We start from the raw sequence: 24,764 nt of genomic DNA, 5'->3' as shown, positions 1-24,764 counted from the left end.
GATTGATATGAAGGTACTGGTTACCGGCGCCACCAGCGGCTTAGGTCGAAACGCGGTAGAGTTTTTATGCCAGAAAGGCATCAGCGTGCGAGCGACCGGTCGCAACGAGGCAATGGGCAAATTGCTGGAAAAAATGGGCGCAGAGTTTGTTCCGGCGGATCTGACCGAGCTGGTTTCATCACAAGCTAAAGTGATGCTCGCGGGCATTGATACGCTGTGGCACTGCTCCAGCTTTACCTCACCCTGGGGGACACAACAGGCTTTCGATCTGGCTAACGTTCGCGCCACTCGCCGCCTGGGTGAATGGGCTGTCGCCTGGGGTGTGCGTAACTTTATTCATATCTCTTCCCCCTCCCTGTACTTCGATTATCACCACCATCGCGATATTAAAGAAGATTTTCGCCCTCACCGCTTCGCCAACGAGTTTGCCCGCAGCAAAGCAGCCAGCGAAGAAGTGATCAATATGCTTTCGCAGGCGAATCCACAAACGCGCTTTACTATTCTGCGCCCACAAAGTCTGTTCGGACCGCACGATAAAGTCTTTATTCCCCGTCTGGCGCATATGATGCACCACTACGGCAGTATTCTGTTACCGCATGGCGGCAGTGCGCTGGTCGATATGACCTACTATGAAAATGCCGTGCACGCAATGTGGCTGGCAAGCCAGGAAGCCTGCGATAAGCTACCTTCCGGGCGTGTGTACAACATCACCAACGGCGAGCATCGCACACTGCGCAGCATCGTGCAGAAGCTGATCGACGAGTTGAATATTGACTGTCGTATTCGTTCCGTCCCCTACCCGATGCTGGATATGATCGCCCGCAGCATGGAGCGTTTAGGCCGCAAGTCAGCAAAAGAGCCGCCGCTGACCCACTACGGCGTCTCCAAGTTGAATTTTGACTTTACGCTGGATATTACGCGTGCGCAGGAAGAGTTAGGTTATCAGCCGGTCATCACCCTGGATGAAGGTATCGAGAAAACTGCCGCCTGGCTACGCGACCACGGAAAACTGCCGCGCTAATCCTGCCCGTATTTCTCCAGCAATGCTTCGGCAATCGCCTGAGTTTCTGCATCCGCTTCGCCGTTATATAACGTCGGGCGGAAATGCATCTGGAATGCCATAATCACGCGCCGCTGCTCGCGCGGTGTCATATCAGGTTTAACGTCATAACCGTAGCGCGCCAAAAGCTCCAGCAATGACGCGGTATCTACCGGTGTGTGCGGCGCGCGCCCGGCAAGGTAAAAGTTAACCCGCTGCGCATCCGGCCAGGCACCAATCCCCTGCTGCGCCAGTTGCTGCCAGGGAAATAATGGCCCCGGATCGTCTTTGCGCTGCGGTGCGATATCCGCATGTGCCACTACGTTTTCCGGCTTGATGTGATAACGGGCAATAATATCTTTCGCCAGTGGAATAAGCGCCTGAATCTGTGCCGGTTCAAACGGGGCAAAATATTTCACTCCGGCCGATTTTTGCCAGCCACGGTTTTCCAGCTCAATGCCAATAGAGATGTCGTTAAGGCGCGTTGCCCCGCGCCAGGCGCTAATCCCCGCATGCCAGGCCAGTTCTTGTTCCGGCACCAGTTGCCAGATGCGCGGTTTACCGTTGTATCGCGGTGGTACCGCAGGGACCAGATAATGCGAGCTGACCTGCTTATCGGTCAGTGTCGCCAGCGAGCTATCAAAATCATCTGCGGTGTAGTGGATCACCAGCACTTTAATGCGCGGATACGCCGCCTGCGCCTGGCGTCGGGTATCAAGCTGATATCCCTCTTTCTCGACAATGCCTTTTTCGCCTGCACACCCTGCCAGTAACAGAGCGGCAGCGATCAGCCAGAAGACTCTTCTCATCGACGCGTTTTCACCGCCGTACCGCTGACGCTAACCATCAGCATACTGCCGTTTTGCCCGACCGTTTCGTAGTCGATATCAATACCGACGACGGCATCGGCCCCCAGCGCCCGCGCCTGGGAGCCTAATTCCTCAAAGGCGATCTCCCGTGCTTTACGCAGTTCTTTTTCATACGCACCGGAACGTCCGCCAACGATATCGCGGATACCGGCAAAGAAATCACGGAAAATATTGGCACCTAAAATCGCTTCGCCGGTCACCACACCGCAATATTCAACGATGATCTGGCCTTCCAGAGTTGGGGTTGTAGAAAATTGCATGATCGATCTCCTTGTTTGTTAAGCCTTCGATCTCTAAAGCATTATCAGACTGATACGCTATTATTGAAAGGATATCATTATTATCGTAGAACGCTTTCAGAGCGATCGCTTATAAGGAAATCATTATGCGCTACAGCAAATTGACAATGCTTATCCCCTGCGCACTGCTCCTCAGTGCCTGCACCACAGTCACTCCAGCTTATAAAGATAACGGCACACGCAGTGGTCCTTGCGTTGAAGGAGGCCCGGATAACGTGGCCCAGCAATTTTATGACTACCGCATTTTGCACCGCAGCAACGACATCACCGCCTTGCGCCCTTATCTGAGCGACAAACTGGCGACACTGCTTAGCGATGCCTCCCGGGATAATAACCATCGGGAACTACTGACCAACGATCCATTCTCCAGTCGCACAACCTTGCCAGAGAGCGCCCGTGTTGCCAGTGCCTCAACAATCCCGAATCGTGATGCGCGAAATATTCCTCTGCGTGTGGATCTAAAACAGGGTGATCAGAGCTGGCAGGATGAAGTGTTAATGATTCAGGAAGGCCAGTGTTGGGTGATCGACGATGTACGCTACTTAGGCGGCAGCGTTCATGCCACGGCGGGTACGCTCCGTCAGTCCATCGAGAATCGCTAACGCCTTGATCAACCAATAAACCCCGTAAATTGTCCGGCATTTCGTGAGGAATGCCGACATTTATGCTCGCCGACCACCGCCCCCGTTATTTTGTGCTATGTTTATTGAATAATGCGCTTTGCTTTTAACTTTTAAAGCAGAAATATTGCATAATTATTCTGTCAAAGGTACTATCTTCGACCTCAATAGCTATCAGACTGCCAGTATACGAGTGTCAATGAGTATTCAATTAAACGGCATTAATTGCTTCTACGGCGCGCATCAGGCGCTGTTCGATATCACGCTGGATTGCCCACAGGGCGAAACGCTGGTGTTACTTGGCCCCAGCGGCGCGGGTAAAAGCTCGCTGCTGCGTGTACTCAATCTGCTTGAGATGCCGCGCTCCGGTACGCTCAACATTGCAGGCAACCATTTCGATTTCACCAAAACACCCTCTGACAAAGCGATTCGCGATTTGCGTCGTAACGTTGGCATGGTGTTTCAGCAATACAACCTGTGGCCGCATCTGACCGTGCAGCAAAACCTGATTGAAGCGCCCTGCCGTGTACTGGGGTTGAGTAAAGATCAGGCGCTGGCCCGTGCAGAAAAACTGCTGGAACGTCTGCGTCTCAAACCTTATAGCGATCGTTACCCGCTGCATCTTTCTGGTGGTCAGCAGCAACGTGTTGCTATTGCCCGTGCGTTGATGATGGAACCGCAGGTACTGCTGTTCGATGAACCGACCGCCGCACTGGACCCGGAAATTACGGCACAAATCGTCAGCATCATTCGTGAGCTGGCAGAAACGAATATTACCCAGGTGATCGTCACCCACGAAGTTGAAGTGGCGCGTAAAACCGCCAGCCGAGTGGTGTATATGGAAAATGGTCATATCGTAGAACAAGGCGACGCGAGCTGCTTTACCGAGCCGCAAACCGAAGCATTTAAAAACTATCTCTCTCACTAAGATTCGGGATAACAACAATGAAAAAAGTTCTGATTGCCGCGTTAATTGCAGGTTTTAGTCTTTCCGCCACAGCTGCCGAAACCATTCGTTTTGCTACCGAAGCCTCCTATCCTCCGTTTGAATCGATTGATGCAAACAACCAGATCGTTGGTTTTGACGTCGACCTGGCACAGGCGCTGTGTAAAGAGATTGATGCAACCTGCACTTTCTCTAACCAGGCGTTTGACAGCCTGATCCCAAGCCTGAAATTCCGTCGCGTAGAAGCAGTGATGGCGGGCATGGATATCACTCCGGAGCGTGAAAAGCAGGTACTGTTTACCACCCCATACTATGACAACTCTGCCCTGTTTGTGGGTCAGCAAGGCAAATACACCAGTGTTGATCAGCTGAAAGGCAAAAAAGTCGGCGTACAGAACGGGACGACACACCAGAAATTCATTATGGATAAGCACCCGGAAATCACCACCGTTCCGTATGACAGCTACCAGAACGCAAAACTGGATCTGCAAAACGGTCGTATCGACAGCGTATTTGGTGACACCGCAGTGGTAACCGAATGGCTGAAAGACAACCCGAAACTGGCGGCAGTGGGCGATAAAGTGACCGATAAAGATTATTTCGGTACTGGCCTCGGCATCGCGGTACGTCAGGGCAACACTGAGCTGCAGCAGAAACTCAACACTGCGCTGGAAAAAGTGAAGAAAGATGGCACTTACGAAACCATCTACAACAAATGGTTCCAGAAGTAATTCCTGATGAATGAATTTTTTCCTTTAGCAAGCGCCGCCGGGATGACCGTCGGCCTTGCCGTTTGTGCATTGATTGTCGGGCTGGCGCTGGCGATGTTCTTTGCGGTATGGGAGTCTGCAAAATGGCGTCCTGTCGCGTGGGCAGGTTCAGCGCTGGTAACCATTCTGCGTGGCCTGCCAGAAATTCTGGTGGTGCTGTTTATCTATTTTGGCTCCTCGCAGTTACTGCTGACGCTTTCGGATGGCTTCAACATCAATCTTGGGCTCGTGCAGATCCCGGTGCAGATGGACATTGAGAACTTCGACGTTAGCCCGTTCCTTTGTGGTGTCATCGCTCTGTCGCTGCTGTATGCCGCCTATGCCTCGCAAACGCTTCGGGGCGCGTTGAAAGCGGTGCCGGTGGGTCAGTGGGAGTCTGGTCAGGCGCTGGGGCTGTCGAAATCGGCTATCTTTTTCCGTCTGGTGATGCCGCAGATGTGGCGTCATGCGCTGCCTGGCCTCGGTAACCAGTGGCTGGTGCTGCTGAAAGATACCGCGCTGGTCAGTTTGATTAGTGTGAATGATTTAATGCTGCAAACAAAAAGCATCGCTACTCGTACCCAGGAACCATTTACCTGGTACATTGTGGCGGCGGCGATTTACCTGGTGATCACCCTGCTCAGTCAGTACATTCTCAAACGCATTGACCTGCGCGCGACACGTTTTGAGCGGAGGCCCAGCTAATGTTTGAGTATTTACCCGAACTGATGAAAGGACTACACACCAGCCTGACGCTAACCGTTGCCTCGCTGATTGTGGCACTGATTCTGGCATTGATTTTTACCATCATCCTGACGCTGAAAACGCCGGTGCTGGTGTGGCTGGTGCGGGGTTATATCACGCTGTTTACCGGTACGCCGCTGCTGGTGCAGATCTTCCTGATTTATTACGGGCCGGGCCAGTTTCCGACGTTGCAGGAGTATCCGGCACTGTGGCATTTGTTGTCAGAACCGTGGTTATGTGCGCTGATTGCGTTATCGCTGAACAGTGCGGCGTATACCACGCAGCTGTTTTACGGTGCAATTCGTGCGATCCCAGAAGGTCAGTGGCAGTCCTGTAGCGCCCTGGGAATGAGCAAAAAAGATACGCTGGCGATCCTGCTGCCGTATGCCTTTAAACGCTCGCTCTCTTCTTATTCCAACGAAGTGGTGCTGGTGTTCAAAAGTACCTCTCTGGCTTACACCATTACGCTGATGGAAGTGATGGGATACAGCCAGTTGTTGTACGGACGCACCTACGATGTAATGGTGTTCGGCGCGGCAGGGATTATTTACCTGGTCGTCAACGGCCTGCTGACGCTGATGATGCGTCTGATCGAGCGCAAAGCACTGGCATTCGAACGGCGGAATTAATGTAGCTGCGTACATTCGCCGGGGGGGTTTGTAGGTCTGATAAGACGCGCCAGCGTCGCATCAGACATCAGCACGGTGCCTGTGCCGGATGCGGCGCGGACGCCTTATCCGGCCTACATAGTGCATAAATTCTTATAATGAAGACGGGCAACCCACTAAGTTGTCCGTCTTTTTTTATTTCACTTAAATTATTTAATCATATTTATTGCATATAAATTCACTTGATGGCATTGTTATCCCATGCCGCAGACACGGCCAAAAATCATAAGATTGACAGACGGGAGTTCCATCATGAAAAAGTTAGTTCTTGCCGCTTTACTTGCTTCCTTTACTTTCGGTGCTTCTGCCGCAGAGAAAATCAATTTTGGCGTTTCAGCCACCTATCCACCCTTTGAATCTATAGGTGCTAATAATGAGATTGTCGGCTTTGATATCGATCTGGCAAAAGCCTTGTGCAAACAAATGCAGGCAGAATGTACTTTTACTAATCACGCGTTCGACAGCCTGATCCCGTCACTGAAATTCAGAAAATATGACGCCGTAATCTCCGGTATGGATATCACGCCCGAGCGTAGCAAGCAGGTATCGTTTACCACGCCCTACTATGAAAACTCAGCCGTCGTGATTGCCAAAAAAGATACCTACAAAACGTTTGCCGATCTGAAAGGCAAACGTATTGGGATGGAAAACGGCACCACGCACCAGAAATATATTCAGGATCAGCACCCCGAAGTGAAAACTGTCTCCTATGACAGTTATCAGAATGCCTTTATCGATCTGAAAAATGGTCGTATTGATGGGGTATTTGGTGACACAGCGGTGGTAAACGAATGGCTGAAAACCAATCCGCAACTGGGCGTTGCTACTGAAAAAGTGACCGATCCGCAATACTTCGGCACCGGTCTGGGCATCGCTGTACGTCCGGATAACAAAGCTCTGCTGGAAAAACTGAATAACGCGCTGGCAGCAATTAAAGCTGACGGTACATATCAGAAAATCAATGACCAGTGGTTCCCGCAGTAATTGAGACTGATGACAAAAGTAAGATTGCCTGATGCGCTGCGCTTATCTGGCCCACATCAACTCTGCAATGTATTGATTTAGCATGATTTTGTAGGCCGGATAAGGCGTACACGCCGCATCCGGCATGAACAAAGCGCACCTGATCAGCAATCTGAAGCCGCACCTGCGGCTTTTTTATTGCTTCACCAGCAGCGTCATCACTTCATAGTGCGCGGTGTGCGGGAACATATCAAAAAGCTGTACCCGTTCGATGCGGTAACCTGGCAGTTCGCGGATATCTTTCGCCATGGTTTGGGCGTTACAGCTGGAGTAGATAATAAAACGCGGTGCCATCGTTGAGAGATAATCACACAGCGGTTTACCAATGCCGCGGCGCGGCGGGTTAACCAGCACCAGCTCCGGCACATCCCCCTGAGCGGTGGCAAACTGAGTGGAGTCCAGCGCCTGAAATTGCAAACGCGTTAAGCCCAGTTCAGCGGCTGACTGCTTTGCACAGGCAATGGCCTCTGATGCAATTTCGATCCCGGTTAACTGCATGTCAGGCGTCGCGCAGTGTAAACCAAAGCCACCCACACCGCAGAACAGATCCCACATATGTTTAACTGGCAGCTGCCGTACCCAGTCGCGCGCGGTAGCGTACAGCTGGCTGGCGACCGCCGGATTAGTCTGGAAGAAACTTTGCGGACGGATCCACAGCGGTACGTCATTAAAACGCTCTGCCAGCGCCTGTTGTTCAGTAAGGTAGATCTCCGTCTCCCCTTCCATAATCGCCATATGTACCGGCTGAATATTGACGGTAATAACTTTCAGTTGCGGTAGTTGTTCCTGTAACCACGGCAGCGCCTTACGCAGTTGTGCCAGTTTGGTTTCAGAACGCAGTACAAAGCGCAGCATCATGCCGCCATCGCTCTGGCTTTCAGTCAGCAGAATGTATTTCAGTTCGCCACGCTTACGCGCCACGTTGTAGGGTGTCAGCCCCGCACGGGCGATAAACGGTTTTAGCGCCGCAAAAACGGGCGCAAATGAGGCAGGATAAAGCGGGCAGTCACAAAGGTCTTCTGGTGTGCCGTCGCGATGCAGCATACCGAGCAGTGGTTTTTCAACGCTACCACTCACCACCATTTTGGCCTTATTACGAAACCCTTGTTCCGGGCCTGACACCGGCGCGCACCATTCCTCAACCGGAAAGTCGGCGAGCAGATTTTTAAGATCGGCGGTTTTAGCGGAGAGTTGCTCTGGAATCGGCTGCGTTATCCACTGACAGGAACGACAGCGACCCGCGTCGTAAAGTGCGCACTGCATACATTGACCTTCACATCATCAGGGGCGACGATTATACACATTATTGCAACTGGAAGAACCGCCGACTGGTCGAGGGAACGAACAGCAGCATCAGGATGAGCATATCCGGCAGCTTCTGCAGCATCAGGCTATGGAAGATTTCACGTTTTGATTCACCGGGAATGCTGAACAGCTCCGGATAACCGTACCCCAGCGAAGCCGCCCACAAGTAACTTGCGGCGGTGATTTGTGTCAGCAGATATAGCCAGCGCGCCCAGCGACGCCCTTTCACCAGTGAAAACGCACACCAGATCTCAATGAAAACCAGCACCAGACTGCTTAAAAAGACCAGCGTTAAACTCCAGGTTTGTACGCTGCGATGAATGAACTCGCCAATACCGCACACGCCCAGCGTATTGAAAATCATCAGCACGTCGAGGCCACGGATCATAATAATGGCGAGCGCCGCCACCTGCACCAGCGCAGGCACATTCAGGCGAGCATGAGATGAAGATGTTTTCTTAAAAAATCCCAACGTTTCGTCTTCCATGAAAACAATGCCGCGGCATGCGCGGCATTATGTAGCCAGGTTGGCAAATTTTAGTGTCTTCAGCCATGTCTTGCACGCTGGATATCGCGTATCCGCTGTTTTTCTGCGCGAGCCATCAGATACCAGGCGATAAATCCGACAATTCCGACCGCACCGAGAATTAACGTTGCAAGGGCGTTGATTTCCGGATTCACCCCCATCCGCACGCTGGAAAAGACCAGCATCGGTAACGTGGTGGCTCCCGGCCCGGAAACAAAGCTGGCGATCACCAGATCATCAAGCGACAAAGTAAAAGCCAGTAACCAGCCAGAAATGATCGCGGGCATGATCATCGGTAGCGTAATGACGAAAAACACTTTCAGCGGCGTCGCACCGAGATCCATCGCTGCTTCTTCTATCGAGCGATCCAGTTCCCGCAATCTTGAAGAAATAACGACCGCCACATAAGCCGTACAAAAAGTGACATGCGCCAGCCAGATGGTGAGCATACCGCGGTCCGCAGGCCAGCCAATGGCATGAGCAAGCGCGACGAATAATAACAACAGCGACAAGCCCGTGATGACATCTGGCATCACCAGCGGCGCGGTGATCATAAAGGCAAAGCCATTTGATCCGCGAAACCTGCCAAAGCGCACCAGCACCACCGCCGCAATAGTCCCGAGGATCGCCGCCGCCGTTGCCGCACAGGCAGCAATTGTCAGGCTTAAACCAACCGCACTCATCATCGCGTCATCGCGCAATAACTCACCATACCAGCGCGTTGACCAGCCGGCCCACACCGTCACCAGCTTCGAGCTGTTAAACGAATAGATAACCAGCATCAGCATTGGCGCGTAGAGAAAGGTAAAGCCCAGCAGCAAAATCACAATCCGCCAGGGCGAACGAACTACCGGTAAATTATTCATCCGTGTTCTCCCACGCTTTTTTGCTGGTGTTTGTGGAACCACATTATCGGCACAATTAGCAGCAGCAACATGATGATCGCTACCGCCGAGGCCACCGGCCAGTCGCGGTTATTGAAAAACTCTTGCCATAGCACGCGCCCGATCATGATGCTGTCCGGGCCACCGAGCAGTTCCGGGATCACAAACTCGCCCACAGCCGGGATAAACACCAGCATCGATCCGGCAATAATCCCACCTTTAGTCAGCGGCACGATCACAGTAAAGAACGTTTTCAGCGGTCGTGCACCGAGATCCAGCGCTGCTTCCACCAGCGAATAATCAATACGAATCAACGCGGTATAAATCGGCAGTACCATAAACGGCACGTAGGCGTAAACAATGCCAATATAAACTGCCAGATTGGTATGCAGAATGGTCAGCGGTTGATCGATAACCCCCAGCCACAGCAGAAAATTATTCAGCACACCGTTGTTTTTTAATATTCCCATCCAGGCATAAACGCGGATCAGAAACGAGGTCCACGACGGCAGGATCACCAGTAGTAATAAAATATTACGGGTCGAAGGCTTACTGTGCGCCACCGCCCACGCCAGCGGATAGCCGATCAGTAAACAGCAAAATGTCGAAATCGCAGCCACCTGTAGCGACTGGAGATAAGCATCGAAATAGAGCGGATCGTCGGTCAGTTGCAGAAAATTACCGAGATTAAGAGTGATGGACAGTTGCCCGTCAGCCCACTCCATCAGTTCGGTATAAGGTGGAATAGCGCGCGCCATCTCCGCCAGGCTTATTTTAAAGACAATCAGAAATGGCAGCAGAAACAGCAAGATCAACCAGATATATGGCAACGCAATGACCAGTTTGCGCCCATGCTTCATTTGCAGCTGCGACAACCACAGCTTAAATCCGCCCGGCGGTTTCGACTGGGCAGCAGGTTCAAGTGTATTCATCTTTGCTCCTTAAACCGTCAGCACCACACAGCTGTCCACTTCCCAGCACAAACGCACTTCGTCGCCCCAGGTCGGTAACCCTTTACGATGACGATGGGCGTTTTGTAGCTGGGCGCTAATCATCTGCCCACTTTTCAGACGAACGTGATACACCGAAAGATCGCCGAGATAGGCAATGTGTATCACCTCCCCCACCGCGAAGTTACAACCATTGGCGGGCGGCTCTTCGCAAAGCATGATTTTTTCCGGGCGCAGCGCTACGTGTACCGGCACGTTATCGACCACTGAAGCATCCGCATCGACTTTCAGTGGATGCACCAGCCCCGGCGAATCAAGCACCAGGCCATCTTCCTGACGCTCTTTGAGTACACCTTCAAAGACATTAACCGAACCGATAAATTCAGCGCTGTAGCGGGTAGTTGGATGCTCGTAGATCTCTTCCGGCTCGCCAATCTGGACAAATTTCCCGCGATTCATAATGGCGATACGCCCCGCCATGGTCATCGCCTCTTCCTGATCGTGGGTGACCATCACACAAGTCACACCGACGCGCTCCAGAATATCCACCACTTCAAGCTGCATCCGGTCACGCAGCTTTTTATCCAGCGCGCCCATCGGCTCATCGAGCAGTAATAGTTTCGGGCGTTTGGCAAGGCTTCGGGCCAGGGCCACACGCTGTCGCTGACCACCGGAAAGCTGATGCGGTTTGCGTTTGGCGAACTCCTGCATGTGCACCAGGCCGAGCATCTCATGGACCCGACTGGCAATTTCCGCTTTCGGTAGTTTGTCCTGTTTCAGGCCAAAAGCGATGTTCTGTTCCACGGTCATATGCGGAAACAGCGCGTAAGACTGAAACATCATATTGATGGGGCGCAGGTAAGGCGGCACCTGTGACAAATCGACGCCATCAAGCATTATCTGTCCGGCAGAAGGTTGTTCGAAACCTGCCAGCATACGCAGCAGCGTGGACTTGCCACAGCCGGATGCGCCCAGCAGCGCGAAGATTTCACCTTTGTAGATGGTCAGGCTGACATCATCCACCGCATGTTGACCATCGTAGGATTTGGTGAGGTTGCGGATTTCTAATAGCGGCGTCAGCGCCTTACGGGTTTTCGCCTGCGGGCGAGGGATAGCGTCATTCACGGCTGCTCTCCGGCATTGAATGTGTGCAAGCGCACCATGATGGTGCGAATTGCCGGCGGGTGTGGTGCGCCCGCCCGGCATCTAAGGCTGCGGATTATTTTCCGCTCTTCACTTTGGTCCACGCGCGGGTGCGCACACGGTCGATTTTCGGGTCCTGCACTTTCAGAGTGAACAGCTTCGCACGAACATCCGCAGGCGGATAAATACCCGGGTTCTCACGGACTTCCGCACTCACCAGCGGCGTGGCTGCTTTATTGGCGTTGGCATAGAACACATGGTCGGAAATATGCGCTACTACATCCGGGCGCAGCAGGTAATTCAGGAACTGATAGGCTTCGTCTTTGTTTTTGGCATCCGCAGGCATGGCGAATACATCAAAGAACGCCATCGCCCCTTCTTTTGGAATCGAGAACGAGACATTCACTCCATTCTTCGCTTCCTTCGCGCGATTTGACGCCTGCCAGACATCACCTGCCCAGCCGATAGCGACGCAAATATCGCCGTTTGCCAGGTCGTTAATGTATTGAGATGAATGGAAATAACGAATGTTCGGGCGCAGCTTTAACAGCAGATCGGTTGCCGGTCCGGTGTAATCATCCGCTTTAGTGCTGTTGGGATCTTTGCCGAGATAATTCAACACGGTAGCAAAAACTTCTTCTGGCGCATCCAGGAAAGAGACACCGCAGCTTTTCAGTTTTTCCAGATTTTCAGGTTTGAGGATCAAGTCCCAGCTATCGACGGGCGCGTTTTCGCCCAGCACAGCTTTAACTTTATCAACGTTATAGCCAATCCCGGTCGTCGCCCACATATAGGGCATAGCAAATTTATTGTCGGGATCGTGTTTGGCGACCAGCTTCAGCAGCTCCGGGTCGAGATTCTTCCACTCCGGCAATTTGCTTTTGTCCAGCGGCTGGAAAACTCCCGCAGTCAACTGGCGTTCAAGAAAGCTGGCAGATGGAACCACCAAGTCAAAGCCGGTGCTACCCGCCATTAATTTGCCTTCCAGTACTTCGTTAGAGTCGAAAACATCGTAGACGACTTTAATACCGGTTTCTTTTTCAAAATTGGCCACCGTGTCCGGGGCGATATAATCAGACCAGTTATAAACGTGGAGTGTTTTTTGTTCAGCCGCGAGCGTGCCGACAGAGACGGCCATCAGAGCACCCGCAACCAGACCCGATAGCCATTTTTTATTTAAGGCGGTCATATCTCTTTCCTTCTGAAAGTTCGTTAACAAACGAACAAAAGTTGTCACACTGAAAGATATGCAATAAACGTGCATATTTTTTTATCGGCGCGGTGTAAGAAAAGAGAACTCTCTCCCGGCCAGCACTGCTCGCTATATAAAAGCATCGCAAGAATAACTTTAGCCAGGGTTTGAGACTATAGCTCGGATTAAAAAACGGTATTTAACAAATTTTTATGCGTATTTGCTCTATGTGATAAAGCCAAATCGACACAAGATAAGTGAAATAATCTTTAAGAAAAGGTTAAAAACAGCAGATAATTTTGCAGCGCGCAGTCACTGCGGCAGCGACTGCGTGCTCGAAAGGAATTATCAGTGGAGAAAATAGTTTTCGGTAACGTTGTTTTGCCCTTCATCGTCAGTCGGTAACAGCAGTTGATGGGCATTAGCTTCAAGAATGACCATCGAAATCTGCTCTTCGCTCTGACGCACGAACCATGCAAACTGCTCATAGGTTACGCCCTGCATAACGGATAAAGACTGGCAAACCACCAGCTTTGGCAGATTATCATCCTGCATATCAAGAAATGCTTTCACGGTCAGCGAACTGGCATTGATGGCAGATAAATCCGCCGCCAGCGGCAATACGGCTGAAGGTCGGACTTCCGCCATGGCAGAAAACAGGATCGTGTTATCGATCAGATCGATTTTGGCATCAAAGACACCGTCGAAATTCTGCATATGGGGCAGATGCAGAGCCTGACAGTTATCACATTCAAAAAAACTCATCCCCAGGTCATCGAGCCATTGACGCAGCGTATCCAGACCAGGAACGACCAGCGATGTCATAATTTTGTACAACCTCTTTCGATAAAAAGACCGGCACAGCTTACGCAAAAAGCGCAGGCAAAACCATGATCAGTAATGTGATTGCGACTAACCACCCGTTTTCAGGCAATATTCTGTCGTAGCGTGGCGTTCGATCCAGCGGATCATTTTACCCGCGATGTCGATACCGGTGGTTTTTTCTATTCCTTCCAGCCCCGGCGACGCATTCACCTCCATCACCAACGGCCCGCGATTAGCACGCAGAATATCCACACCAGCAACGTCCAGCGCCATCGTTCGCGCGGCTTTTATCGCGATTTCACGCTCCTGTGGTGTGATACTGGCGACGCTTGCCGCGCCGCCACGATGCAAATTGGAACGAAAATCGCCCTCTTTCGCCCGCCGTTCAATCGCAGCGACCACTTCATCGCCAACAACCAGACAGCGGATATCGCACCCTTGCGCCTCTTTGATATATTCCTGCACCAGAATATGCGCGTTCAGACCGCGGAAAGCGTCAATCACGCTTTCCGCCGCCTGACGCGTCTCCGCCAGCACGACGCCAATTCCCTGCGTGCCTTCAACCAGCTTGACCACCAGCGGCGCACCACCGACCATGTCGATTAAATCGCTGGTATCATCCGGCGAATGCGCAATGCCCGTGACAGGCAGGTCGATGCCCTGACGCGCCAGCAGTTGCATGGAACGCAATTTGTCACGCGCCCGGGCAATGGCGACCGACTCATTGAGCGGATAGCTCCCCAGCATCTCGAACTGGCGCAGTGCCGCCGTCCCATAAAAGGTAATGGCGGTGCCAATACGCGGGATCACTGCGTCAAAATGGGGTAACTTGCGGCCTTTGTAGTGAATAGAAGACGCCGCAGGATTTATGTTCATGTAGCAAGAAAGCGGATCAAGAATTTCAACCAGGTGACCGCGCTGTATAGCGGCTTCACGCAGCCGCTTACACGAATAGAGCGTTCCATCCCGGGACAATATGGCAATTTTCACCCTGCACCTCTCTGTCAGACCTGGTCAAAAGCCCGCGTATCATACATCGACGTGGCGGTTTTAGCGCGTCGCCCAACCCTGTTTGTGCAAATAATCCAGAATAAATGGGCGGCTTTCTTTAATGATTGTTCGGCGGATATGATCGCTCCAGGTATCCCGGCGATTATTGCTGCCACGGGTGAGGTAATATTCCGCCAGTTGCTCGTCATACTGCGCCAGTGCGTCTTTATCCAGCGGTTGATAGCTGTTTTCATGCACCAAAATGGAGGCCGGTAAACGCGGCTTGAGATCCGGATTATCCGCAGGCCAGCCAAGGCACAGCCCAAACAGCGGCAGAACATGCTGCGGTAATTTCAGCAGTTTCGTCACCGCTTCAATATTATTGCGCAGGCCGCCGATATATACCCCGCCCAATCCCAGCGATTCCGCTGCGGTTAATGCATTCTGCGCCATCATTGCCGTATCAACGACACCGAGCAACAGTTGTTCCGCCAGGCCGAGCTGAGCATCCGGACAGATCTGTAAATGGCGGTTAAAGTCGGCACAGAACACCCAGAACTCCGCCGCTTGCGCTACGTGTTTTTGCCCGCCGGTCAGCGTCACCAGTTCTTCACGTAACGCTTTGTCAGTAATGCGAATAATGCTACTGCACTGCAAAAAACTGGAACTGGACGTCGCACGGGCGCTGTTAATAATCGCCTCACACTGCGCGTCGGAAATGGGTTCATCAGTGAAATGGCGAATGGAGCGATGGCCACAAATAAGTTCAATGGTTGGCGTCATTATCTTTTTCTCTTTCTGAACGTGAATATTGCGGTGGACGGTTCATCAGCTGTGGGGCAAGACGTTTTGCCACCTGAAGAATAACCACCACCGCAGCGGGAAGCATGAGCAAAACACCGAGAAAAATCATCAGAATCTGCACTTCTGGCCGAGAAAATGGCTCAGGCAGCGACAGGGAGTCGCTTACCGACAGCAGCGCCACCGCCAGTAGCATCATTCCGATAAATTCCAGTATCAACACGCCTTTAGGCAATTTACCGATCGCGCGCATACGCTTCCCTCTGCAAAGTGAGCCTTCAGTCTAAAACTTTTCACTGTATTGTGTTTAACAGTTATAGCTTTTAGCAATTAATGCAACAGGTTAAACCTACTTTCAGCGAATACATTTTAGCGTGATCATTACAGGCATAAATCTATGAGGAGAGAAATAATGCAAACCGTTATTTTTGGTCGTTCGGGTTGCCCTTACTGTGTGCGTGCAAAAGATCTGGCTGAGAAATTGAGCAATGAACGCGATGATTTTCAGTATCAGTATGTAGATATTCGTGCGGAAGGGATCACTAAAGAAGATCTACAACAAAAGGCAGGTAAACCCGTAGAAACCGTGCCGCAGATTTTTGTCGATCAGCAACATATCGGCGGCTATACCGATTTTGCTGCATGGGTGAAAGAAAATCTGGACGCCTGATCGTCTGACAAGCCCTCGCGTTGAGGGCTTTACTGATTTTTTCTGTGCTGTGGTTTAAACAAACTACTGATAAATAAGAAACACAGTGCCCCCAGCGCACACCAGAACACCGCGCTTAGTAACCATGCCAGCTCTTGCCAGAATGAGCGCGTCGGTGAAAAAAACAGCCGCATAATGAGCATCGAACAGGGTGCCGCCAGCATTGCGCCAAACAGAGGTTTCAGGACTTCTCTACGCTGTGAAAAGAAGCTGGCGACTGCTCCAGGAAGAATGAAAAATAGCAAGCCGATTTCAGGATGCCCGGCAGCCCGAAAAGCGCCTTTCATGTGCGTCGCCAGAAAAAGGCACACCACAATGAAGAGGACAAAACAGCAGATTGCCCCCGCCCAACGTTGTTTATGTTTCACTCGTTCCTCCTGACACTGCGTCTATCGAACACATTTTTCGCCAGTGTGGCGTTCAGTAAGATAAAGCCGCTTCGCATTCCATGCTAATATAGGCCAACGCAATTCATATAGCCGTTGATACCTAATGTGATTACACTAGTAAAATATATTGTTACTTTACTATCGTTTAGGTGCGCTGAATGAATCTGCGCCCTGAATTCTGGTAAAAAACATTATCGTAAATTACCATTTCTTTCAACAGCTTACTAGTAAACAAGAAGTTAGCCTCCGTGAATATAAACGTCGCCGAATTGTTAAATGGGAATTACATTCTGTTATTATTTGTGGTCCTCGCGCTTGGGCTATGTCTCGGAAAGTTACGACTTGGTTCGATCCAACTGGGTAATTCCATTGGCGTTTTAGTCGTATCGCTGTTATTAGGCCAACAACATTTCAGCATTAACACCGATGCGCTTAATCTTGGCTTTATGCTGTTTATTTTCTGCGTCGGGGTCGAAGCCGGACCGAACTTTTTTTCCATTTTTTTTCGCGATGGGAAAAATTACCTAATGTTAGCACTGGTGATGGTTGGCAGTGCGCTGGTGATCGCCTTAGGGTTAGGTAAGCTGTTTGGCTGGGATATTGGCCTGACGGCCGGTATGTTAGCAGGCTCTATGACGTCGACACCGGTTCTGGTCGGTGCTGGCGATACACTGCGTCATTCCGGCATGGAAAGCAGGCAGCTCTCACTGGCACTGGATAATCTGAGCCTCGGGTATGCCTTAACCTATTTAATCGGTCTGGTGAGTTTGATTGTTGGTGCGCGTTACTTGCCGAAATTGCAGCATCAGGACTTACAGACCAGCGCCCAGCAAATCGCCCGCGAACGTGGCCTGGACACTGATGCCAACCGTAAGGTTTATTTACCGGTGATCCGCGCCTATCGCGTCGGCCCGGAGCTGGTGGCCTGGACCGACGGCAAAAATCTGCGTGAACTGGGTATTTATCGACAAACCGGCTGCTACATTGAACGTATTCGACGTAACGGGATTCTGGCAAATCCAGACGGTGATGCCGTGCTACAAATGGGCGATGAAATAGCGTTGGTAGGCTATCCCGACGCCCATGCCCGACTCGATCCCAGCTTCCGTAACGGTAAAGAAGTTTTCGATCGTGACCTTCTCGACATGCGTATCGTCACTGAAGAAGTGGTCGTTAAAAACCATAACGCTGTAGGTAAACGTCTCGCACAACTGAAGTTGACCGATCACGGTTGCTTCCTTAACCGCGTCATTCGTAGCCAGATTGAGATGCCGATAGATGACAACGTCGTGCTTAACAAAGGTGACGTTTTACAAGTCAGCGGTGATGCCCGTCGCGTAAAAACCATCGCCGATCGCATCGGCTTTATCTCGATTCACAGCCAGGTCACTGACCTGCTGGCATTTTGCGCCTTCTTTGTTATTGGGCTGATGATCGGGATGATCACCTTCCAGTTCAGCACATTCAGTTTCGGCATGGGGAACGCTGCCGGGTTGTTATTCGCCGGAATTATGCTGGGCTTTATGCGTGCTAACCACCCGACCTTCGGTTACATTCCGCAAGGTGCATTAAGCATGGTGAAAGAGTTCGGCTTGATGGTGTTTATGGCAGGCGTTGGTCTGAGCGCCGGTAGCGGTATTAATAACGGCCTGGGCGCGATTGGCGGTCAGATGTTGATTGCCGGATTAATTGTCAGTCTTGTGCCCGTGGTTATCTGTTTCTTGTTCGGTGCTTATGTATTGCGAATGAACCGCGCACTGTTGTTCGGCGCAATGATGGGCGCACGCACCTGCGCGCCGGCAATGGAGATCATCAGTGATACAGCTCGCAGTAACATCCCTGCGCTGGGCTATGCGGGCACCTACGCAATCGCCAACGTCCTGCTGACGCTGGCAGGGACAATCATCGTCATGGTATGGCCAGGATTAGGATAAAACTGAAGTTGCCCTGAAAATGAAATTTTTTTGCACAACCGCAGAACTTTTCCGCAGGGCATCAGTCTTAATTAATGCCACTGCTTTTCTTTGATGTCCCCATTTTGTGGAGCCCATCAACCCCGCCATTTCGGTTCAAGGTTGATGGGTTTTTTGTTATCTAAAATTTATCTACTACCCTGCAACCCTCTCAACCATCCTCAAAATCTCCTCGCGCGATAGCGGCTTACGGTCGGTGACAAAATGCAGCGTCATCCCCTCAATAAACGCATCAAGCGCGCGGGCGGTTCCGGGTTCAAACCATTGTTCGAGCGTTTGCTGACTGCGCTGCATCCAGTTTTGCATTACCGTTTTTAATAGCGGTTTTCGGCTAGCCAGCGCGTAGAGCTGGTACATCAGCTCCATGTTATCCGGCGTTGCAACCTGTGAGCTGTAGATCATATCGGTGATAGCCTGGCATGCGCCTTGAGCATCACTAACATCGCTAAAAAATGCCTGATATTGCCGGGACATAATCTCAGTAAAACTGCTGAACGCCTCCAGCAACAACTCATCAATTCCTGAAAAATAGTAGGTCATCGATCCCAACGGTACCCCGGCAAGGGTAGCAATTTTGCGGTGCGTAACAGCATGTATTCCGTAAAGTTTCACCGCCTCCAGCGTGGCCTGGATAATTTTTTCTCGCCGTTGCGGATCGTTAGCGCGACGCATGTCATTTCCTCTCTCTGCAATTGTGTACAAATGTACACAACCTTGCTAATGTTGTCTTCCCTCTTCTTATTTTGACGTGATCTATGACCGTAAATTCTTCACGTAATGCATTGAAACGCCGAACCTGGGCGCTGTTTATGTTCTTCTTTTTGCCAGGCCTGTTAATGGCGTCCTGGGCAACCCGTACGCCTGCTATCCGCGATATTCTCTCTGTCTCGATCGCTGAAATGGGCGGTGTTCTCTTTGGTCTGTCGATCGGTTCGATGAGCGGTATTCTCTGCTCGGCGTGGTTAGTGAAACGCTTTGGCACGCGTAATGTCATCCTGGTCACGATGTCCTGCGCATTGATCGGGATGATGATATTAAGTCTGGCACTCTGGCTGACATCGCCCCTGCTCTTTGCCGTTGGTCTCGGCGTCTTTGGGGCAAGTTTTGGTTCTGCGGAAGTGGCGATAAACGTTGAAGGTGCCGCCGTTGAGCGAGAAATGAATAAAACGGTTTTGCCAATGATGCACGGTTTTTATAGCCTGGGCACGCTGGCAGGCGCTGGTGTCGGGATGGCACTGACGGCCTTTGGCGTTCCGGCAACGGTGCACATTTTATTGGCGGCGCTGGTAGGTATCGCGCCTATTTATATCGCCATTCAGGCAATCCCTGACGGTACGGGCAATAATGCTGCCGATGGCACCCAGCATGGCGAAAAAGGCATTCCTTTTTATCGCGATATCCAGTTGCTGCTGATAGGTGTTGTGGTGCTGGCGATGGCCTTTGCCGAAGGTTCTGCCAACGACTGGTTACCCTTATTAATGGTTGACGGTCACGGTTTTAGCCCTACTTCCGGCTCGCTGATTTATGCCGGTTTTACCCTGGGGATGACCGTTGGACGCTTCACCGGCGGTTGGTTCATCGACCGTTACAGTCGCGTTGCCGTGGTTCGGGCCAGTGCACTAATGGGGGCGTTGGGTATTGGGCTGATTATTTTTGTCGATAGCGCCTGGGTCGCTGGGGTGTCTGTTGTACTCTGGGGACTGGGTGCCTCGCTGGGCTTCCCGCTGACCATTTCTGCCGCCAGCGATACCGGCCCCGATGCACCAACCCGCGTCAGTGTGGTAGCAACGACCGGTTATCTGGCTTTCCTCGTCGGGCCGCCGCTGCTGGGCTATCTCGGCGAACATTATGGATTACGTAGTGCAATGCTGGTTGTACTGGCGCTGGTTATTCTCGCGGCTATTGTCGCGAAAGCCGTCGCCAAACCCGATACCAAAACGCAGACGGCGATGGAGAATAGTTGATGAGCATTAAATTAATTGCGGTAGACATGGATGGTACTTTCTTAAGCGATCAAAAAACCTATAACCGTGAGCGGTTTATGGCTCAGTATCAGCAAATGAAAGCACAAGGAATTCGCTTTGTAGTCGCCAGCGGGAATCAATATTATCAGTTGATCTCTTTCTTCCCTGAAATTGCTAATGAAATTGCCTTTGTGGCTGAAAACGGCGGCTGGGTAGTGAGCGAAGGCAAAGATGTTTTTAATGGCGAGCTGTCGAAGGATGCGTTTACTACTGTCGTGGAACATTTGCTGACGCGCCCGGAAGTGGAAATTATTGCCTGCGGAAAAAATAGCGCCTATACGCTCAAAAAATATGACGATGCCATGAAAACGGTGGCGGAAATGTATTATCACCGTCTGGAATACGTCGATAACTTTGACAACTTAGAGGATATCTTCTTTAAGTTTGGCCTGAATCTTTCCGATGAACTGATTCCACAAGTACAAAAAGCATTACATGAGGCCATCGGCGATATTATGGTGCCGGTCCACACCGGCAACGGCAACGGCAACGGCAGCATCGATCTGATTATCCCCGGCGTACATAAAGCCAATGGCCTTCGCCAACTGCAGAAATTATGGGGAATAGACGACAGCGAAGTGGTGGTCTTTGGCGATGGCGGTAACGATATTGAGATGCTGCGTCAGGCAGGCTTTAGTTTTGCAATGGAAAATGCCGGCAATGCGGTCGTCGCAGCGGCAAAATACCGGGCAGGCTCCAATAACCGTGAAGGCGTACTGGATGTGATCGATAAAGTGCTTAAACACGAAGCGCCATTTGACCAATAAAAACGGCAGAACGCCCGGCAACACTATACCTGAATGAAGGCTGCATAATTCGCGGAAATTAACCCGCTGCATTATTTCAGGCGAAATGTTTATGAAAAATTGTCTACTGTTGGGCGCGCTTTTAATGGGCTTTACTGGTGTGGCGATGGCGCAAAGTGTCACCGTCGATGTGCCGAGTGGATACAAAGTGGTTGTGGTTCCTGATTCAGTCAGCGTTCCACAAGCGGTCAGCGTCGCGACTGTGCCGCAAACCGTCTATGTGGCTCCTGCGCCAGCTCCGGCTTACCGCCCGCATCCTTATGTTCGCCATCTTGCCAGCGTAGGTGAAGGGATGGTTATCGAACACCAGATTGACGACCATCACCATTAATTCGAGAATGCCTGATCGCACAAAGCAATCAGGCATTTTTTTACCCTTCGTGAGAATTTCCCATCTGTTTATCTTTTAAAAAGATAACCATCAGCGACAGCCACAAAATTCCGTTGACAAGGTTGAAGAGATTAAACAGTCCGTTGCCCCCGTTCAGCCAGGCATGTTTGCTGATTTCAATACCGACGGTAAAGATCAGCATTTGCAGCATTCCCATCGCCGCAGAAACCGTACCTTTACTCATATCGCTGGCAAACAGGGTTAATCGCACCAGTCCCGCATTCGCCAGACCAATGCCGAAAGCATAAATACTTAACCCGGCGGTCATCCATAAATACGCGTGCGATGAGATAACCGTTGCCGCAGCAGCGACCAACAGACCAATAATAATCGGCCAGCCGCCCATAATAATCAGCGAACGTACGGTGCGGCGCGAGGTCAGACGCGCTAACAGCAAGTTACCCGCAATTAACGCCCCGAAAATAGGCACTTGCAGCAAGCCATATTCATAGCTGCTCAACTGCTCGCCGGTAATGATGATAATCGGCGACTGGGCGATCCACGCCAGCAATGGCAGGCTAACGAATCCCAGCGCCAGCGCCCCCGCCACAAAGCGGCCGTTCTTCAGCACCAGCTTATAGTCACGACCGAGTTCTTTCAGTGACAGTTTCTCGCCTATACGCGTGGCGGTTTCAGGCATGGCTTGTTGCAGACCGAAAAAGGAGATCGCTGCCAATGCGGCAAACAAGACAAACATCCCTTCCCAGGGCAGCACATGGATCCACGCCGCGCCCACCAGCGGACCAAGTAGCGGAGCAATCAGCGCCACGTTCGCCATCAGCGCGGTGATCTTGATACAAACCGCCTCTTCGAAGGATTCCTGAATTGCGGCGTATCCCACAGCGCCAATGAAACAGAGGCTTATGCCCTGCAAGAAGCGCAACAGAGTGAATTGTTCAATGTTTTGCGCCAGTAATATTGCCAGACAGGTGATGATAAACCACACCACCCCCGCCAGCATCACCGGACGGCGACCAATACGATCCGACAGCGGCCCCAGGAGCCATTGTAAAAACATCCCGCCCGCCAGATATGCGGTCATTGAAGTAGGAACCCAATCAATGCCCGCCTGATATTGTTCCACCACGGCCAACATACCGGGTTGAATCATATCGTTGCCGATATAGGTTGAAAATTCGTAAAGCACCAGACAGAGAGGGAAAAGTAACGCCTGACGTCCAAGCCTGGCACCGGAAGCTAATTTATTTTGCATGCAATTTCTTCGCCAATAATAATCGCGCAGAGTTTAATAAAAGCACAGCTAACGAGAAAGCGAATTTTGTAGCTGAAACCACGGTTAAGCACATTCTTACATTATTGCGAGTATAGCTACGCTTTCTTTAAGTTTTATTTAACCTATGCCCGTTACAATTACCCACCGTAAACAGGCCGCTTGAGGGAAATAAGACGATGCCGCTTTACCCAGTTTAACCTGCACTTTATTCTCAACGACTTGCCTGTATTGGCTCCCTTTTAATCACTTTGCGTCGGGAAGTTATGCTGGAAAATTTGAATCTCTCTCTATTCTCTCTTATTAACGCGACGCCAGACTCGGCTCCGTGGATGATCTCGTTGGCGATTTTTATTGCTAAAGATTTGATTACCGTGGTACCGCTGCTGGCCGCGGTGCTTTGGTTGTGGGGGCTTACAGCACAACGGCAACTGGTGATAAAAATCGCTATCGCGCTGGCGGTCAGCCTGTTTGTGTCCTGGACGATGGGACATCTTTTTCCGCACGACCGACCCTTTGTCGAAAATATCGGCTATAACTTCCTGCATCATGCGGCGGATGACTCATTCCCAAGCGACCACGGTACGGTGATTTTCACCTTTGCACTGGCATTTTTATGCTGGCATCGCCTGTGGTCCGGCTCACTTTTAATGGTGCTGGCCGTCGTCATTGCCTGGTCGCGCGTTTATCTTGGCGTGCACTGGCCGCTGGATATGCTCGGTGGATTGCTGGCAGGTATGATTGGCTGCCTTAGCGCTCAGATTATCTGGCAAGCGATGGGGCATAAACTCTATCAACGTCTGCAATCGTGGTATCGCTTCTGTTTTGCATTACCGATCCGCAAAGGCTGGGTGCGTGACTGATCTCTGCTAAAAAGTGTAGTATTGAGCGGCTCGCTTCAATAACTATTCAGAGGGATTATGGAAACACGTCGCGAAGAGCGTATCGGGCAGCTGCTGCAAGAATTAAAACGCAGCGATAAGTTACATCTTAAAGACGCCGCCGCCCTGCTTGGGGTTTCGGAGATGACGATTCGTCGCGATCTGAACAACCACAGTGCGCCCGTCGTTTTGCTCGGCGGCTATATTGTTCTGGAACCGCGCAGTGCCAGCCATTACCTGTTAAGCGATCAAAAATCCCGCCTGGTGGAAGAAAAACGCCGGGCGGCAAAAATGGCTGCGACACTGGTAGAACCCGATCAGACTCTCTTTTTTGACTGTGGCACCACCACGCCGTGGATTATTGAAGCGATTGATAATGAAATCCCTTTTACCGCCGTTTGTTATTCGCTAAATACCTTTCTGGCGCTGAAAGAGAAACCCCATTGCCGCGCATTTCTGTGCGGTGGTGAATTTCACGCCAGCAACGCCATTTTCAAACCCATCGATTTTCAGCAAACGTTGAATAATTTTTGCCCGGATATCGCTTTTTATTCCGCGGCGGGCGTGCATGTCAGTAAAGGCGCTACCTGTTTTAATCTTGAAGAGTTGCCGGTAAAACACTGGGCCATGTCGATGGCGCAAAAGCATGTGCTGGTTGTCGACCACAGTAAATTTGGCAAGGTGCGTCCGGCGCGCATGGGTGACCTGAAACGCTTTGATATTGTGGTGAGTGATTGTTGCCCGGAAGATGAGTATGTGAAGTACGCGCAGACGCACCGTATTAAGT

29 protein-coding genes are annotated in these 24,764 nt (G+C 51.2%); 14 read left to right on the top strand and 15 right to left on the bottom strand.

Features of this window, described 5'->3' with window-relative positions; genetic code table 11:
- Nucleotides 1-7: 7 nt before the first annotated feature.
- Nucleotides 8-1,021: an NAD(P)-dependent oxidoreductase gene (locus E0D98_RS07210; protein WP_001338420.1), complete on the top strand. Its 1,014-nt coding sequence runs from the start codon at nt 8-10 to the stop codon at nt 1,019-1,021.
- Here E0D98_RS07210 and amiD read toward each other — a convergent pair.
- Complete coding sequence (gene amiD, locus E0D98_RS07205; RefSeq protein WP_001255141.1) at nt 1,018-1,848, bottom strand: N-acetylmuramoyl-L-alanine amidase AmiD; 831 nt, start codon at nt 1,846-1,848, stop codon at nt 1,018-1,020. The genes E0D98_RS07210 and amiD overlap by 4 nt on opposite strands.
- The gene (locus tag E0D98_RS07200) at nt 1,845-2,168 is read right to left on the bottom strand and encodes a heavy metal-binding domain-containing protein (RefSeq protein ID WP_001160723.1); all 324 of its coding nucleotides are present in this window, start codon (nt 2,166-2,168) and stop codon (nt 1,845-1,847) included. The genes amiD and E0D98_RS07200 overlap by 4 nt, the downstream gene beginning before the upstream one ends.
- Nucleotides 2,169-2,293: 125 nt before the next feature.
- On the opposite strand from E0D98_RS07200, the gene E0D98_RS07195 reads away from it, so the two are divergent.
- The 6 genes from E0D98_RS07195 (at nt 2,294) to artJ (ending at nt 6,918) form a co-directional block, all read left to right on the top strand.
- Complete coding sequence (locus E0D98_RS07195; protein WP_001270740.1) at nt 2,294-2,809, top strand: lipoprotein; 516 nt, start codon at nt 2,294-2,296, stop codon at nt 2,807-2,809.
- Nucleotides 2,810-3,026: 217 nt separating this feature from the next.
- Nucleotides 3,027-3,755, top strand: a complete 729-nt coding sequence (artP, locus tag E0D98_RS07190) for an arginine ABC transporter ATP-binding protein ArtP (protein ID WP_000027205.1) — start codon at nt 3,027-3,029, stop codon at nt 3,753-3,755.
- Nucleotides 3,756-3,772: 17 nt separating this feature from the next.
- Nucleotides 3,773-4,504: an arginine ABC transporter substrate-binding protein ArtI gene (artI, locus tag E0D98_RS07185; RefSeq protein ID WP_000756575.1), complete on the top strand. Its 732-nt coding sequence runs from the start codon at nt 3,773-3,775 to the stop codon at nt 4,502-4,504.
- Nucleotides 4,505-4,510: 6 nt separating this feature from the next.
- Nucleotides 4,511-5,227, top strand: coding sequence for an arginine ABC transporter permease ArtQ (artQ, locus tag E0D98_RS07180; RefSeq protein ID WP_001001684.1), 717 nt, complete (start codon nt 4,511-4,513; stop codon nt 5,225-5,227).
- Nucleotides 5,227-5,895, top strand: coding sequence for an arginine ABC transporter permease ArtM (gene artM / locus E0D98_RS07175; protein ID WP_000464491.1), 669 nt, complete (start codon nt 5,227-5,229; stop codon nt 5,893-5,895). The genes artQ and artM overlap by 1 nt, the downstream gene beginning before the upstream one ends.
- Before the next feature lie 291 nt (nt 5,896-6,186).
- Complete coding sequence (gene artJ, locus E0D98_RS07170) at nt 6,187-6,918, top strand: arginine ABC transporter substrate-binding protein ArtJ (protein ID WP_001295905.1); 732 nt, start codon at nt 6,187-6,189, stop codon at nt 6,916-6,918.
- Between the two features lie 174 nt (nt 6,919-7,092).
- Here the strand turns inward: artJ and rlmC are convergent, their stop codons facing one another.
- The 10 genes from rlmC to E0D98_RS07120 all read right to left on the bottom strand — a co-directional run bounded on the left by rlmC (nt 7,093) and on the right by E0D98_RS07120 (nt 15,826).
- The gene (gene rlmC, locus E0D98_RS07165) at nt 7,093-8,220 is read right to left on the bottom strand and encodes a 23S rRNA (uracil(747)-C(5))-methyltransferase RlmC (RefSeq protein ID WP_001149730.1); all 1,128 of its coding nucleotides are present in this window, start codon (nt 8,218-8,220) and stop codon (nt 7,093-7,095) included.
- A gap of 40 nt (nt 8,221-8,260) precedes the next feature.
- Nucleotides 8,261-8,749 carry a YbjO family protein gene (locus E0D98_RS07160; protein ID WP_000389252.1) on the bottom strand — a complete coding sequence of 163 codons (489 nt, stop codon included), beginning with the start codon at nt 8,747-8,749 and terminating at the stop codon, nt 8,261-8,263.
- A 59-nt stretch (nt 8,750-8,808) separates the two neighbouring features.
- On the bottom strand, nt 8,809-9,654 hold the full coding sequence (gene potI, locus E0D98_RS07155; RefSeq protein WP_001061657.1) for a putrescine ABC transporter permease PotI: 846 nt from the start codon (nt 9,652-9,654) through the stop codon (nt 8,809-8,811).
- Nucleotides 9,651-10,604: a putrescine ABC transporter permease PotH gene (gene potH, locus E0D98_RS07150; RefSeq protein WP_001093858.1), complete on the bottom strand. Its 954-nt coding sequence runs from the start codon at nt 10,602-10,604 to the stop codon at nt 9,651-9,653. The genes potI and potH overlap by 4 nt, the downstream gene beginning before the upstream one ends.
- A 9-nt stretch (nt 10,605-10,613) precedes the next feature.
- Nucleotides 10,614-11,747, bottom strand: coding sequence for a putrescine ABC transporter ATP-binding subunit PotG (potG, locus tag E0D98_RS07145; RefSeq protein ID WP_000995994.1), 1,134 nt, complete (start codon nt 11,745-11,747; stop codon nt 10,614-10,616).
- A 94-nt stretch (nt 11,748-11,841) separates the two neighbouring features.
- On the bottom strand, nt 11,842-12,954 hold the full coding sequence (gene potF / locus E0D98_RS07140) for a spermidine/putrescine ABC transporter substrate-binding protein PotF (RefSeq protein ID WP_000126091.1): 1,113 nt from the start codon (nt 12,952-12,954) through the stop codon (nt 11,842-11,844).
- A 351-nt stretch (nt 12,955-13,305) separates the two neighbouring features.
- Nucleotides 13,306-13,782, bottom strand: coding sequence for a YbjN domain-containing protein (locus E0D98_RS07135; RefSeq protein WP_000203025.1), 477 nt, complete (start codon nt 13,780-13,782; stop codon nt 13,306-13,308).
- A gap of 87 nt (nt 13,783-13,869) precedes the next feature.
- Nucleotides 13,870-14,772: a 30S ribosomal protein S6--L-glutamate ligase gene (gene rimK / locus E0D98_RS07130; protein WP_000684321.1), complete on the bottom strand. Its 903-nt coding sequence runs from the start codon at nt 14,770-14,772 to the stop codon at nt 13,870-13,872.
- Nucleotides 14,773-14,832: 60 nt separating this feature from the next.
- Nucleotides 14,833-15,555 carry a nitroreductase NfsA gene (gene nfsA, locus E0D98_RS07125; protein ID WP_000189121.1) on the bottom strand — a complete coding sequence of 241 codons (723 nt, stop codon included), beginning with the start codon at nt 15,553-15,555 and terminating at the stop codon, nt 14,833-14,835.
- On the bottom strand, nt 15,539-15,826 hold the full coding sequence (locus E0D98_RS07120) for a DUF1418 family protein (RefSeq protein WP_001201560.1): 288 nt from the start codon (nt 15,824-15,826) through the stop codon (nt 15,539-15,541). Before E0D98_RS07120 ends, nfsA begins: the two co-directional genes overlap by 17 nt.
- A gap of 159 nt (nt 15,827-15,985) precedes the next feature.
- On the opposite strand from E0D98_RS07120, the gene grxA reads away from it, so the two are divergent.
- Entirely contained in the window at nt 15,986-16,243 is a 258-nt protein-coding gene (gene grxA, locus E0D98_RS07115; protein WP_001195240.1) for a glutaredoxin 1, read from the top strand.
- Between the two features lie 29 nt (nt 16,244-16,272).
- Here the strand turns inward: grxA and E0D98_RS07110 are convergent, their stop codons facing one another.
- Nucleotides 16,273-16,650: an inner membrane protein YbjM gene (locus E0D98_RS07110; protein ID WP_000681108.1), complete on the bottom strand. Its 378-nt coding sequence runs from the start codon at nt 16,648-16,650 to the stop codon at nt 16,273-16,275.
- Nucleotides 16,651-16,919: 269 nt separating this feature from the next.
- On the opposite strand from E0D98_RS07110, the gene E0D98_RS07105 reads away from it, so the two are divergent.
- A complete protein-coding gene (locus E0D98_RS07105; protein ID WP_001024876.1) occupies nt 16,920-18,605 on the top strand; it encodes an aspartate:alanine antiporter in 1,686 nt (561 codons plus the stop codon).
- A 174-nt stretch (nt 18,606-18,779) separates the two neighbouring features.
- Here E0D98_RS07105 and rcdA read toward each other — a convergent pair whose 3' ends face one another.
- Complete coding sequence (rcdA, locus tag E0D98_RS07100; protein WP_001297003.1) at nt 18,780-19,316, bottom strand: DNA-binding transcriptional regulator RcdA; 537 nt, start codon at nt 19,314-19,316, stop codon at nt 18,780-18,782.
- 83 nt (nt 19,317-19,399) lie between these two features.
- Here rcdA and E0D98_RS07095 point away from each other — a divergent pair, with 83 nt between their 5' ends.
- The 3 genes from E0D98_RS07095 (at nt 19,400) to ybjH (ending at nt 21,805) form a co-directional block, all read left to right on the top strand.
- Complete coding sequence (locus E0D98_RS07095) at nt 19,400-20,608, top strand: MFS transporter (RefSeq protein WP_000217868.1); 1,209 nt, start codon at nt 19,400-19,402, stop codon at nt 20,606-20,608.
- Complete coding sequence (gene ybjI, locus E0D98_RS07090) at nt 20,608-21,435, top strand: 5-amino-6-(5-phospho-D-ribitylamino)uracil phosphatase (RefSeq protein ID WP_097494406.1); 828 nt, start codon at nt 20,608-20,610, stop codon at nt 21,433-21,435. The genes E0D98_RS07095 and ybjI overlap by 1 nt, the downstream gene beginning before the upstream one ends.
- A gap of 85 nt (nt 21,436-21,520) precedes the next feature.
- Nucleotides 21,521-21,805, top strand: a complete 285-nt coding sequence (ybjH, locus tag E0D98_RS07085; RefSeq protein WP_000480892.1) for a protein YbjH — start codon at nt 21,521-21,523, stop codon at nt 21,803-21,805.
- A 40-nt stretch (nt 21,806-21,845) separates the two neighbouring features.
- Here the strand turns inward: ybjH and mdfA are convergent, their stop codons facing one another.
- Nucleotides 21,846-23,078: a multidrug efflux MFS transporter MdfA gene (gene mdfA, locus E0D98_RS07080; RefSeq protein ID WP_001180076.1), complete on the bottom strand. Its 1,233-nt coding sequence runs from the start codon at nt 23,076-23,078 to the stop codon at nt 21,846-21,848.
- A gap of 284 nt (nt 23,079-23,362) precedes the next feature.
- Between mdfA and ybjG the strand changes: the two genes are divergently transcribed.
- Both ybjG and deoR read left to right on the top strand, forming a co-directional pair.
- Complete coding sequence (ybjG, locus tag E0D98_RS07075) at nt 23,363-23,959, top strand: undecaprenyl-diphosphate phosphatase (protein WP_000892317.1); 597 nt, start codon at nt 23,363-23,365, stop codon at nt 23,957-23,959.
- Nucleotides 23,960-24,016: 57 nt separating this feature from the next.
- Nucleotides 24,017-24,764: DNA-binding transcriptional repressor DeoR (gene deoR, locus E0D98_RS07070; RefSeq protein WP_089687898.1), on the top strand; the 748-nt coding region annotated here is incomplete at its 3' end.

This window comes from Escherichia sp. KCJ4928 (assembly GCF_004352695.1).
Lineage (GTDB): Bacteria > Pseudomonadota > Gammaproteobacteria > Enterobacterales > Enterobacteriaceae > ECMA0423.
Note: the sequence above shows the minus strand (reverse complement) of the source record. Positions and strands in the feature narration are given on the sequence as shown.